Raw genomic sequence first — 12611 nt, forward strand, 5'->3', positions numbered from 1 at the left:
CACCATGAACGCCGCCAAACGTCTCGAGATCTTCACGCGCTTTCGCGCCGCCAACCCGAAGCCGGCCACCGAGCTCGAATTCACCACGCCCTTCGAGCTCCTGATCGCGGTGCTGCTGTCGGCGCAATCGACCGACGTCGGCGTCAACAAGGCCATGCGCCGCCTCTACCCGGTGGCGAACACGCCCCAGGCCATCCTCGACCTGGGCCTGGACGAACTCAAGTCGTATATCGCGACCATCGGCCTGTACAACACCAAGGCGAAGAACGTGATCGCCACCTGCCAGATCCTGGTGGACCAGTTCGGCGGCGAGGTGCCGCCCGTGCGCGAGGCGCTGGAGTCGCTCCCGGGCGTGGGCCGCAAGACCGCCAACGTGGTGCTCAATACGGCGTTTGGCGAGCCGACCATGGCGGTGGACACCCACATATTCCGGGTGTCGAACCGCACGGGTATCGCGCCGGGCAAGAACGTCGACATCGTCGAGCAGAAGCTGCTCAAGTTCGTGCCCAAGGCTTTTTTACACGACGCCCACCACTGGCTGATCCTGCACGGCCGCTACACCTGCGTGGCGCGCAAACCCAAGTGCTGGAACTGCCTGATCGCCGACCTGTGCGAATTCCGCGACAAGACGCCGGCCCCGGCCGGCGTGCTCGATCCGGCAGCGACGCCCACACTCAATGCGACGGAGCTGGCGCGCGACGACGCCTAGGACATCCGCTTCTCGCCGGTCGCAAACGAGGCGCGCACGATGCGCCCGTCCACCACTTCGTACACGCACAGCATCTCCACCGTCCCCAGTCCTTCCGGGAAGTTGCGGGTGACGATTTCAAGGTCGGTGACGAAGTTGCCTGCTACCTGGCGCGAGAGCAGGCGCGCATGCAAATCCGGTTCGGCAAAGCGTTCCTGGTAGCGCGGGCGGATGGCATCGATGCCTTGCGCGAGCATGCCACCATGCAGCGCGAACTGCTGCGCATCCGGCGCGTAGGTGCGCATCAGCGCGTCGAGGTCCTTGGCGTTGTAGGCATCGAGCTGCGCCTGGACGACAGCGGAGGGAGAAGTCGGGTTCATGGGTTATGTGGGTAGATGAAGAAGACGCGCCGCGGTCGATGCAACCGGGGCACGCCTGTCATCTTACCCGAGGACGGACGCCCTCGCCGGCCTAGGCCACACCGAGGCGCGCTCTTGCGCGGTGCACGACTGCCTTGCCGGCAACGCGCGCCTCGCGCGCGTCTTCGAGCTTGAAGACGGAGACGACCTGGGTCAACGCCAGCGTCTGCTCGCGCAGCGACTGCGCCGCCGCTGCGGCTTCCTCCACCAGCGCGGCGTTCTGCTGCGTGGCGTCGTCCATCTCGCTCATGGCCATGTTGACCTGGGCAATGCCCGCGCCCTGCTCCGCGCTGGCCGTGCTGATCTCGCCGATGATGTCCATCACGCGGCGCACACTGGTGACGATCTCGCCCATCGTGACCCCGGCCTCGCCGACCAGGCGGTTGCCGGCTTCAACGCGCTGCACCGAGTCGCCGATCAGGGCCTTGATCTCCCTGGCGGCGGTCGCCGAGCGCTGCGCCAGATTGCGCACTTCGCTCGCCACGACGGCAAAGCCGCGGCCCTGCTCGCCGGCGCGCGCGGCTTCGACCGCGGCATTGAGCGCCAGGATGTTGGTCTGGAAGGCGATGCCGTCGATGACGCTGATGATGTCGACGATTTTGCGCGAGGACTCGCTGATCGAAGCCATGGTGCCCACCACCTGCTCGACCATGTGGCCGCCCTTGGCGGCCACATCGCAGGCCGAAATGGCGAGCTGGTTGGCCTGGCGCGCGTTGTCGGCGGTCTGCTGGACGGTCGATGTGATCTCTTCCAGCGACGAGGCGGTTTCCTCGAGCGCGCCAGCCTGCTGTTCGGTGCGCGACGACAGGTTGAGGTTGCCGCTGGCGATCTCGCTCGAGGCCACGGCAATGGTCTCGGCCCCGCCGCGCACCTGCGCCACGATGTGCTGCAGGCTGCCGGTCATGTCCTTCAGGGCCTGCAGCAGCTGGCCGGTTTCGTCGTTGCTGCGCACCTCGATCTTGGTGCGCAGGTCGCCCGCGGCCACGCTTTGCGCGGCGTCGACGGCTTCTTCCAGCGGACGGGTAATCGAGCGCGACACCACGACGCCGGCGATCACGGCCACGATCGACCCGAGCAGCATCAGCGCGTAGCTGAGCAGCGTGGCGCGCTTGCCGACTGCTTCGGCTTCGAGCACGGAACCGGCGGTCTGCTTTGACATCGCCTCATGCGCCTTGACCAGCAATTCGGCCGGGGCCCGGTCCATGCCCTTGACTGCGCGGTCGCCGGCGGCGGAATCGAATTCGGCAGCCGTGAAGTCGGCGTAGCCGCGGCGGTAACCCTCGCCCATCTTCAGGTGCGCCTGCCCGAACCGGGTCAAGAGCTCGCGCACTTCGCCGGCCGGCATGGCCGCGGCCAAGTCCTTGACGTTCTTGGCAATCTCGTCCTCGTTTTTTTGAAAGGCGTTCCAGTACTTGACGCGCTGCGCTTCATCCTTGCCGCGCAACAGGGTGTTCTTCCACTCCTGCGTCTGCAGGCGGAACTGCGACAACAGGCCTTCCACGCGCTGGGCATAGGTGGACTGCACCACCGCGGCGTTATAGGTTTTGACAGCGTGGTTCATCTGGCTCATGCCAAAAAAGCCGGCTGAGGCAACCACCAGGGTAACGGCGGCAAATACGATGGGTAGTTTACGGCTGAGTTTCATGACAGGTCTCGTAAGTCGGGCAAGGACGCATGAGGGAATGCTCGAAATCATGCGAGGCGCATGGCCAGTCTACGGGATTTGTGTCCACACGGCAAAATTAACGTACTTACGGAACCCTGTTGCCTACTCTTTGTCGCCCTGCAGCAACGCACGCACCACGCTGGTGCGTACTCCTAAAGCAGCACCAGGTTGTCCCGGTGCACCAGCTCCGGCCCTTCGACATAGCCAAGGATGCGCTCAATCTCCGCCGACGAATGGCGCATGATGCGCCGCACTTCGCTGCTGGTGTAGTTGGTCAGCCCGCGCGCCAGCGGCAGGCCGGCTTCGTCGATGCAGGTGATCACCTGCCCGCGCCCGAACTCGCCGCGTACGGCGACCACGCCGATCGGCAGCAGCGACTTGCCTTCGCGCGTGAGCTTCTGCGCGGCGCCCGCGTCGATCACGACTTCGCCGGTGGTGTGCAGGTGGTCGATCATCCACTGGCGGCGCGCGGTCAGCCGGCCGGTGGGCGCAGTGAGCTGGGTGCCGATCGCCTCGCCGCTGGCCAGGCGGGTGAGCACCTCGTCTTCGCGGCCCCAGGCGATGATGGTGTGGGCGCCAGAGCGCGCGGCGCGGCGCGCCGCCAGCACCTTGGTCAGCATGCCGCCGCGGCCCAGGCTGGAGCCGGCGCCGCCGGCCATCGCTTCCAATGCCGGGTCGCCCGCCTGCCCTTCGGCGATCAGCTGCGCGGTCGGGTCCTTGCGCGGGTCGCTCGAAAACAAGCCGCGCTGGTCGGTCAGGATCACCAGCACGTCGGCCTCGATCAGGTTGGCCACCAGGGCGCCGAGGGTGTCGTTGTCGCCGAACTTGATCTCGTCGGTGACCACCGTGTCGTTCTCGTTGATGATCGGGACCACGCCCAGGCGCAGCAGAGTGGTGAGCGTCGAGCGCGCGTTCAGGTAGCGTTCACGGTCGGCCAGGTCGGCATGGGTCAGCAGCACCTGGGCGGTCTTGACGCCATGCGCGCGGAAACTGTGCTCGTAGATTTGCGCCAGGCCCATCTGGCCGACGGCGGCGCAGGCCTGCAGTTCATGGATATCGGTCGGGCGCTTGCCGAAGCCGAGGCGCAGCATGCCCTCGGCGATGGCGCCCGAGGACACCAGCACGACTTCCTTGCCGAGGCCGCGCAGCGCGGCGATCTGGGAGGCCCAGCGGGCGATGGCGGAGTGGTCCAGGCCCCTGCCCTCGTCCGTGACGAGCGAGGAACCGACCTTGACAATGATGCGCGAGGCTTGCTGGAGGGCTGGATTCATGGCGACAGTATTTTTCCTCGCGGGCGCAAGGCCAGCAGGGAAAGTCCCGCCAACAACTCGACCGCGCTGACTGCTAATAATACCCCCTTCGGCAGCCCGATCGCGAAAGCTGCGACAAGGCGCCCGGCCGGCTGGGCCAGGAGGAACAATGCGGTGAGGTCGCCAAGGATGGGCTGGTCGCCCCGCCTGGCTGCCAAAAGTGCCAGCAGTGCGATAGCGAGCCGGACTCCGACGTAGATGGCGTAGAACTGGCTATAGCCGTTCACGCCGACGAGAAATACGCCCATCGCCGACGCAATGCGGTCGGGATCGAGCAATGCCGCCAGTGCCGCCAGCGAGCTGGCGGTGGCGACGAGTTGCAGCACCCGGGCGCGCAGCCAGCCGCGGCTGATGCCGGGGCTGGTACGCTTGCCGGGTGCTGCGCCGGCCAGCTTAGTCTTCAAGGATCTTGAAGCGTGGGTCTTCCGGATCGATCGACGAGATGCCGCGCGCTTCCTCGGTCATCGAGGTTTCTTCGGCGCGCTGCGCGCTGTGGCGCTTCTCTTCCAGGTGCAGGTAGATCGCATTGATCAGCTCCTGGCAGCCTTCGCGGTTCAGTGCCGAGATCTCGAACACCGGGCCTTTCCAGGCCATGCGCTTGACGAAGTCTTTCACCCGCTTCTTGCGCTCGGCCTCGTCCAGCACGTCGAGCTTGTTCAGCACGATCCAGCGCGGCTTGTTCAACAGCTCTTCGTCGTACTTTTCAAGCTCCTTGACCAGTGCCATGGCTTCCTTGACCGGATCGACATTCGTCTCGAACGAGGACAGGTCGACGATGTGCAGCAGCAGGCCGGTACGCGCCAGGTGGCGCAGGAACTGGTGGCCCAGGCCCAGGCCTTCGGACGCACCTTCGATCAGGCCCGGGATATCGGCGATCACGAAGCTCCGCTCGTGCGACACGCGCACCACGCCCAGGTTCGGGTGCAGCGTCGTGAACGGGTAGTCGGCGATCTTCGGCTTGGCGTTCGACACGGCGGTAATGAAGGTGGACTTGCCGGCGTTCGGCATGCCCAGCAGGCCGACGTCGGCCAGCACTTTCAGCTCCAGGCGCAGGGTGCGGCGCTCGCCTTCCTTGCCCTCGGTCTTCTGGCGCGGCGCGCGGTTGGTCGAGGTCTTGAAGTGGATGTTGCCCCAGCCGCCCTCGCCGCCCTTGGCCAGCAGTTCGCTCTGACCATGCTCGGTCAGGTCGGCAACGATTTCGCCGTTGACGTCGTCGATGATCAGGGTGCCCACCGGCATGCGCAGGTAGACGTCTTCAGCGCCCTTGCCGTAGCAATCGGAGCCACGGCCTGGTTCGCCGTCCTTGCCGTGGTGGGTCTTCGAATAGCGGAAGTCCACCAGGGTGTTGATGTTGCGGTCGGCCACCACGTAGATCGAGCCGCCCTTGCCGCCGTCACCGCCGTCCGGGCCGCCGAACGGGCGGAACTTCTCGCGGAGAAACGAGGCGCACCCGTTGCCGCCGTCGCCGGCGATGACTTCAATTCTTGCTTCGTCGATAAACTTCATGATGGTAACCGCTTAAAAACTAAAAAGGCCCTACCTTGGGCAGAGCCTTTCGATGGAAGGCTTGCGCCTTACAAAGAGCGCCGCTTGCGCGGCGCATGCATGCGTAAATTACGCTGCGACTGCTTCGCTAGCAATGACGGTCACGAACTGCTTCGAGCCCACGCCTTGCTTGACGAACTTGACATGACCATCGACCAGCGCGAACAGGGTGTGATCCTTGCCGGTGCCGACGTTGGTGCCGGCGCGCACTGGGGTGCCGCGCTGACGGATGATGATGCCGCCGGCGTTGATCGCCTGGCCGCCGTAGACTTTCACGCCGAGGCGCTTGCTTTCTGAGTCACGGCCGTTGCGGGTAGTACCGCCGCCTTTTTTGTGTGCCATTTACTTACTCCTTGATGACTGAACTGATGGACCGGTCGGCGATTAGCCGTTGATCGAAACCACTTGGATTTCGGTGTAGTTCTGGCGGTGGCCCTGACGCTTTTGGTAGTGCTTACGACGACGCATCTTGAAGATACGCACCTTGTCGTGGCGACCTTGGGAAATCACCTTCACCAGAACCGTTGCACCTTCGACCAGCGGAGCCCCAAACTTAAGGCTGTCGCCCGCGCCAATGGCGAGGACCTGATCGATCGTGAGTTCGGAACCAATGTCAGCCGGTATCTGTTCTATTTTAAGTTTTTCGCCAGCGACAACTTTATACTGCTTGCCACCGGTTTTTATGACCGCGTACATGATTAGAAACCTCATCAAATGTTAAAAGAATCTCGCCGGCGTCAGAGACGCTGAACTGTTCGGATGCCGGGGAACAGAGGATTATACATAACTCGCTGCAGCGCGTCAAAACGGCGCCACTATTTCGGATGAGCCGGCCGGCCACCGTAGCGCGGTGGCAACGCCCGCGCCCGGCACCGGCCGCGAGCCCCCTTGGCTACCCGGTAGTCATCAGTGGGACGCCCTTCCCTTGCATGTCGTATAATCCGCACTTAACCAAATACTCACTGTTTATTGCAGGTTCGCCTTGTCAGCCGCTACCCAACACGCCCAGAACACCATCGCACAATCGATCGCCACTGACATGGATGCCGTCAATGCGGTGATCCGGCAGCGCCTGCACTCGGAAGTGAGCCTGGTCAACCAGATCGCCGAGTACATCATCAGTGCCGGCGGCAAGCGCATCCGGCCGGTGCTGGTGCTGCTGCTGGCAAATGCCTACGGCTACCGCGGGAGCGCCCACCATGAGCTGGCGGCGGTCGTCGAGTTCATCCACACCGCTACCCTGCTGCACGATGACGTCGTCGATGAATCCTCAATGCGGCGCGGCCGTCAGACCGCCAACGCCCTGTTCGGCAATGCCGCCTCGGTGCTGGTCGGCGACTTCCTGTATTCGCGCTCGTTCCAGATGATGGTCGCTCTCGACAACATGCAGATCATGCGCATCCTGTCCGACGCTACCAACGTGATCGCCGAAGGCGAAGTGCTGCAGCTGCTGAACATGCATGACCCGGACGTGACGCACGAGAGCTACCTCAAGGTGATCCGTTCCAAGACCGCCAAGCTGTTCGAAGCCGCCGCCGAACTGGGCGCCTTGATTGCCGGCGCCAATGACGAGCAGGTCGAAGCGGCCGGCGAATACGGCCGCTCGCTGGGCACTGCCTTCCAGCTGATCGACGACGTGCTCGACTACGCCGGCGACGCCGCCGAGATCGGCAAGAACCTGGGCGACGACCTGCGCGAGGGTAAACCCACCCTGCCGCTGATCTGGCTGATGGACCACGGCACCCCGGAACAACGCGAGCTGGTGCGCAACTGCATCGAGCACGGCGACGAAGCCCAGTTCGAAGCGGTGCTGGCAGCCGTCACCTCGAGCGGCGCGCTGGACTATACCCGCCAGCAGGCGGAACAGGCCGGCAAGCGCGCAGCGGAAGCAATCTCCGGTTTGCCCGACAGCGTGTACAAATCAAGCCTGCTGCAACTGTGCAGCTTCACTGTTGACAGAAACCATTAAGCAAAATTATAGTAATACTTCCCGAGGCAGAATGTTTCAGGCGCCTCGAACCAGTCGGGGTGTAGCTTAGCCCGGTAGAGCGCTACGTTCGGGACGTAGAGGCCGGAGGTTCGAATCCTCTCACCCCGACCAGGATTTCTCGATAAACAGCGAGCCATGGGCTCGCTGTTCCGTTTGGAAGAGATACACGGCGCAGCGCCAGGTCACATGGCCTTGAAACGGTGGACGTAGGCGCGACTGACAGGCAGCTCGGCCGCATGCCCGCGCATCCGCACGAACAGGCGGCTCATTTCGTCCCGCCGCGTGCTTTCCAGGTAGTCCAGGTTGATCAGCGTAGAGCGATGCACCTGCCAGAACTGGTCGGGGTCAAGCTGGGATGTCAGCTCGACGATGGAGGTGCGGATCAGCCGCTCTCCGACCGCGGTTCGCACCACCGTGTACTTATCATCGGCGTGGAAGAACAGTACCTCGTCCACCGCTACCTGGAAGGTCAGCTCGCCCTGGCCGGCGCGGATATAGCGCAGGCGCGCCTGAGGGGCTGGTGCCATCAGCCGCGCAAGCGCATCGGCAAGCCTGGCGTCGGCCACGCTTGGGGCGCAAGCGGTTTTCAGCCGTGCCAGCATGCGCTCAAGCCGCTCGCTGCCGACCGGCTTGAGCAGATAGTCGAGCGCTGCGTGTTCGAACGCCTGCAGCGCATACTGGTCATAGGCCGTTACAAAGACTACCCGGGTCGGGCCCTCGATCCCCTGGGCCACCGACAGTCCGCTCATGCCCGGCATCTGGATATCGAGGAAAGCCAGGTCGGGATTCAGATCGGCGATGCACCGGGCCGCCTCGATGCCGTCTTCCGCCACGTGCACAATTTCCAGTTCCGGCCACAGCAGCCCAAGCTGCTCGCGCAGGAAATCGGCGAGGTGTGGCTCGTCGTCGGCGATTATCGCGCGCGGCATGGCAGCGGACCGGTCGGTGTTGTCGTGTTGAGCATCATGGCCGGTATTGTAGCGCCGCCTCCGCTCCATGGGCAGGCCGAAGCGGTCACATTGGCGCCGCATGCAACTCGTCGGCCCGGCTGTCGATTCGTCGCCTTTTCCCCTGCCGCTCCGGCGAGCCTGCAATCCTTGGCACATCCCAACCACCATGAAGAGGAAGATGATGTCAAACAAGCTGATCTCACTATCGTGCCTGCTCACCCTGACGGCTGCACTGGCTGCCGGCGGTACCCGCGCCGCCGACCCGGTCGTGCCTATCGAACCACCGATGGTAGACATCCCGGGTGGACAGTTCCTGATGGGGCACGTACGCAAGCCCAACTCGCAGCCGGTGCATACCGTGACGATCAAGCCGTTCAGGATGGGGAAATATGAAGTGACGGCCGAAGAGTTCCAGCGCTTTGTTATGGCCACCCGTTACCCCGCGCCACGCATGTGCATGCAAATCGCCTCGAAGCGCTGGATGGCACTGGTACCGAATGAGTATGTCGCCGGCACCACCTTGCAATCGACCAGCAACTTCGAGCCGGCCACCTGCATCGGATGGAATGGTGCCGACGCCTACGTCAAGTGGCTGGCCAAGGAGACAGGCAAGCACTACCGCTTGCCGACCGAAGCCGAATGGGAATACGCGCACCGCGCCGGCAGCACGCAGCGCTACTTCTTCGGTAACGATGAAACGATGGCCTGCCGCTATGCCAACCTGGCCGACCGTTCAGCGGAAGCGGCCGTGCGGCGCGACTTCGGCATGGAATCGAAGAACCACGTGGGCGTTATCCCCTGCGACGACAAGGCCGACTACGCGAGCATCGTCGGGATGTACGAACCGAATGCCTACGGCCTGCACGACACGCTCGGTAATATTGCGGAGTTTGTACAGGACTGCTGGCGCGACACCTATGCAGCCGCGGCGCCCGACGGCAGCGCGTCCGCAGCGACCGACTGCACCGAGCGCGCGGTACGCGGGGGCGCGTGGCACTGGCGCGGCGTCCATGCGAGCAAGCGCGCGCCGGCACCAGTAAGCTGGATCGGAGGCACCGAGGGCTTCCGGATCGCCCAGGACATCACGCCTCTTGCCAAGGCCGCCCCTGTCTCCGTGGCGGCCAGGCCAGGCGCATTCGAACTGGCGCTGGCCGCCGCGCAGAAGGCAGAACGTACCCGCCGCGATGCGCTGGCCGAGATCCCGGCGGCGCCGAACTGACAACGATGCCCTGAATCGCTACACTGCCGCCATGACCGCTAAACATGCCCTGCATTCAACATTGCGCTCTTTCCTGGTTTTCAGGAAAGAGCGCCCGGAACCACTGTGGGCGCGGCTGGTCGTGGGCGTGGCCTTGGTACTGGGAATTGCGATGGTGCTGATGACCGTGTCCATATTCCTTATGGCCGTTCCGCACGCCGTCTGGTGGAGCAGCTCCCTGGGCAACAACCTGCTGTTGGGTGCGGTCATCGGCAGCACCATGCTGCTGATGCTGCGCGCCACCGAATGGTTGCTCCCGGTGCGGGCCATCGATGCGCTGGCGCGTATGCGCGACGGGCGCCAGGCGGCGCTGGTGAGCCTGGTGCTGATGGCCGGCCTGGCACTAGGTACCCGGCTGGCCTATGTGACGCTGAGCTACGTGTACGATTTCGACATGTGGCGCAAGCTGTCCGGTGTACCGATGGTGCAGCTGAAGTTCTTCATTTTCGCCCTGGCCGTCGGGGCAGCCAATTGGGCCTGGTGGATGTTACAGGCCAAGGAAAAGGCGCTGGCGCGGCAAACGGCCGAGTCGCAGCTGCGCATGCTGCAAGCCCAGATCGAACCGCACTTCCTGTTCAATACGCTGGCCAATGTCCAGAGCCTGATCCGCACCGATGCGCCGCGTGCGCAACTGATGCTCGAGTCATTCACCGACTACCTGAGGGCGAGCCTGGTGCAGATGCGCAATAGCGACGTCACGCTGGAGCTCGAACTGGAAACCGCACGCAGCTACCTGCAGCTAATGCAGATCCGGATGGGCCGCCGGCTCACGTTCTCGATCGAGGCATCCGACCTGGCGCGGCGGGCGATGCTGCCCCCCTTCCTGCTGCAACCGCTAGTGGAAAATGCGGTGCATCATGGGCTGGAGGGCAAGATGGGCGGGGGCAGCGTACACGTGTCCGCCAGCGTCAGCCAGGGCTGGCTGCAGGTCACTATCGATGACAACGGCGTCGGGCTTACAGAGGCGCGTTGCGCCGCGCGTGCGGGTCAAGGCATGGCGCTATCCAACATCCGCGCGCGCCTGCAGACCCGTTACACAGGGACAGCCTCATTGCTGGTCACGCCGCTCGACAAGGGGACGCGCGCCACATTGGCATTGCCGTGGTTCGGGGGCTAGCGGCTTCGCTCTGCTTTTTCGTTGAAAGTCGACTTCCAGAAGTTCACCCTACCCAACGGCATGGATGTCATCTTCCACATCGATTGTTCCGATCGAACGTGACGGCATAAGGGTAAAGATCCCACACGGCTGCGCTTCGCGGGAAGGTAGTATGGCCGTGTTGTTCAGATACAACCGGGGGCGCCATCACGGCAGGGACGGGACGGTAAGGTCGTCGCTATATTACGCGGCCCGACTTCCGGGGAAGGCAGTGATGGGCGCGTCGCATGCGTGCCGAAGGGAGCAACATCGCGCGAAGGCCGGGATGGTCGAGTCGTGCCAATCCCACGGGGCCGCCGCAGTGCAGACCGGGCCAGAGGGTCGTATTCGATTAATTAAAGATAGCCCGAGCTGGCGGTTTACTGAGCATCCGAGGCAGTTGGCCGGTGTCGGTTGAAGCGACACTTCGACATAAAGTTAGAATTTTTGCAACAGTATTGATTGGCATTTTTCGGCACTGCTGTTCTGTGCTTCTCGCCTTCTCAGCAGTGTAGTACTGACTGTAGTACTACTAAGGAGAACACGACAAGAGCCGCATGTTGAGCGGCTCTGCAAATTCGCAATCTTTATTCGGGACGTAGAGGCCGGAGGTTCGAATCCTCTCACTCCGACGATGTACGGACAGTTTTCTGCCTATTGCATAAATCGGCTTTCGCACGTGCTGCAGACTCCGGCGACACCACTTCCCGGTGTGACGGGCCGATTTCAAGTTCAGCAACAATTCAACGCCCCTCCACATACGGGATTCAACTCCCTTATCCCGCGCCATACAGGGAATCGCGGCGCCCATGGACAGCTTGCATAGGCCAACGGGCGCACATTCGCTCTGTGCACGCCCTGCGCGTCACCACGCATACCCCCGCCCCGGCGCTGCTCGCTTACCGATGCTTACAGCTGAAACATGCTAAATACACCTGAGAAACTTCTCAGCATTTATTGTCAGTACATGCGTGCTCGCCGACATTTAGCTTGCCGGTTCAATCGTCAAATCCGGCGCAGCACATTTATTCGACAAGGAGATTCTCATGAAATCAGCCGCACTTTTATTTTCTGCTCTCGTTTTCTCCGCCCCGGCATTCGCCGCCGATGATATTTCTCTTGGAACGCCAGGTTATGGCGGCACTGGTTGTCCTGCCGGATCGGTTTCCGCTACGCTGAGTCCCGACGCCAAATCCCTGAGCTTGCTGTTTGATCAATATCAGATTGCAGTGGGTGGCAGTACCGGCAAAAGCTTTGACCGCAAGAGCTGCAACATTGCAATTCCAGTACACGTACCGCAGGGAATGAGCGTCGCAGTCATGAAGATCGACTACCGCGGTTTTAATCGCCTGCCTGCAAGGGCTTCTTCACAGTTCAATGTGGAGTACTTCTTCGCTGGAACAAGAGGCCCCGCATTCCAGCGCAGTTTCCGCGGCGTACTCGACGAGGACTACCTGATCAACAATGAATTGGTTGCCGAGTCGATGGTATGGTCCGGATGCGGTGCGGACGTCAACCTGCGGACCAATTCGAGCATGAAAGTAAACACCGTTGGCAATGCCGAAGCGATTGCATCGATCGACTCGCAAGACGTCAATGCCGGCATCATTTATCAACTGCAATGGCGCAAGTGCGGTAGTTAATCATCAT

Annotated in this window: 13 protein-coding genes and 1 tRNA gene; 6 read left to right on the forward strand and 8 right to left on the reverse strand. The window is 62.9% G+C overall.

All coding sequences use genetic code 11. The features are described 5' to 3' along the window. Positions 1-4 precede the first annotated feature (4 nt). Positions 5-709, forward strand: coding sequence for an endonuclease III (gene nth / locus AC56K1_RS21485; RefSeq protein WP_497159818.1), 705 nt, complete (start codon positions 5-7; stop codon positions 707-709). Here the strand turns inward: nth and AC56K1_RS21490 are convergent. The 7 genes from AC56K1_RS21490 to rplU all read right to left on the reverse strand — a co-directional run bounded on the left by AC56K1_RS21490 (position 706) and on the right by rplU (position 6324). Continuing rightward, positions 706-1068: a nuclear transport factor 2 family protein gene (locus tag AC56K1_RS21490; RefSeq protein WP_497159819.1), complete on the reverse strand. Its 363-nt coding sequence runs from the start codon at positions 1066-1068 to the stop codon at positions 706-708. The genes nth and AC56K1_RS21490 overlap by 4 nt on opposite strands. A gap of 91 nt (positions 1069-1159) precedes the next feature. After that, positions 1160-2752, reverse strand: coding sequence for a methyl-accepting chemotaxis protein (locus tag AC56K1_RS21495; protein WP_497159820.1), 1593 nt, complete (start codon positions 2750-2752; stop codon positions 1160-1162). 173 nt (positions 2753-2925) lie between these two features. After that, entirely contained in the window at positions 2926-4044 is a 1119-nt protein-coding gene (proB, locus tag AC56K1_RS21500; RefSeq protein WP_497159821.1) for a glutamate 5-kinase, read from the reverse strand. Continuing rightward, entirely contained in the window at positions 4041-4487 is a 447-nt protein-coding gene (locus AC56K1_RS21505) for a hypothetical protein (protein ID WP_497159822.1), read from the reverse strand. The genes proB and AC56K1_RS21505 overlap by 4 nt, the downstream gene beginning before the upstream one ends. After that, the gene (gene cgtA, locus AC56K1_RS21510; protein WP_497159823.1) at positions 4477-5589 is read right to left on the reverse strand and encodes an Obg family GTPase CgtA; all 1113 of its coding nucleotides are present in this window, start codon (positions 5587-5589) and stop codon (positions 4477-4479) included. Before cgtA ends, AC56K1_RS21505 begins: the two co-directional genes overlap by 11 nt. Positions 5590-5697: 108 nt before the next feature. Further along, positions 5698-5970 carry a 50S ribosomal protein L27 gene (gene rpmA / locus AC56K1_RS21515; protein WP_497128051.1) on the reverse strand — a complete coding sequence of 91 codons (273 nt, stop codon included), beginning with the start codon at positions 5968-5970 and terminating at the stop codon, positions 5698-5700. A 42-nt stretch (positions 5971-6012) separates the two neighbouring features. Further along, a complete protein-coding gene (rplU, locus tag AC56K1_RS21520) occupies positions 6013-6324 on the reverse strand; it encodes a 50S ribosomal protein L21 (protein WP_171087799.1) in 312 nt (103 codons plus the stop codon). 286 nt (positions 6325-6610) lie between these two features. Between rplU and ispB the strand changes: the two genes are divergently transcribed. Beyond that, positions 6611-7597 carry an octaprenyl diphosphate synthase gene (ispB, locus tag AC56K1_RS21525; protein ID WP_497159824.1) on the forward strand — a complete coding sequence of 329 codons (987 nt, stop codon included), beginning with the start codon at positions 6611-6613 and terminating at the stop codon, positions 7595-7597. Positions 7598-7652: 55 nt separating this feature from the next. Next, positions 7653-7729: transfer RNA gene (locus AC56K1_RS21530), tRNA-Pro, on the forward strand. A gap of 71 nt (positions 7730-7800) precedes the next feature. On the opposite strand, the gene AC56K1_RS21535 is transcribed toward AC56K1_RS21530, so the two are convergent. Then, positions 7801-8547, reverse strand: coding sequence for a LytR/AlgR family response regulator transcription factor (locus AC56K1_RS21535; protein ID WP_497159839.1), 747 nt, complete (start codon positions 8545-8547; stop codon positions 7801-7803). 199 nt (positions 8548-8746) lie between these two features. On the opposite strand from AC56K1_RS21535, the gene AC56K1_RS21540 reads away from it, so the two are divergent. The 3 genes from AC56K1_RS21540 to AC56K1_RS21550 all read left to right on the forward strand — a co-directional run bounded on the left by AC56K1_RS21540 (position 8747) and on the right by AC56K1_RS21550 (position 12604). Next, a complete protein-coding gene (locus tag AC56K1_RS21540) occupies positions 8747-9787 on the forward strand; it encodes a formylglycine-generating enzyme family protein (protein ID WP_497159825.1) in 1041 nt (346 codons plus the stop codon). Then, positions 9753-10943, forward strand: a complete 1191-nt coding sequence (locus tag AC56K1_RS21545; protein ID WP_497159826.1) for a sensor histidine kinase — start codon at positions 9753-9755, stop codon at positions 10941-10943. The genes AC56K1_RS21540 and AC56K1_RS21545 overlap by 35 nt, the downstream gene beginning before the upstream one ends. A gap of 1064 nt (positions 10944-12007) precedes the next feature. Further along, positions 12008-12604, forward strand: a complete 597-nt coding sequence (locus AC56K1_RS21550; RefSeq protein WP_497159827.1) for a DUF4360 domain-containing protein — start codon at positions 12008-12010, stop codon at positions 12602-12604. Positions 12605-12611: the final 7 nt, after the last annotated feature.

The organism is Telluria sp. ZB4P37 (genome assembly GCF_059685855.1).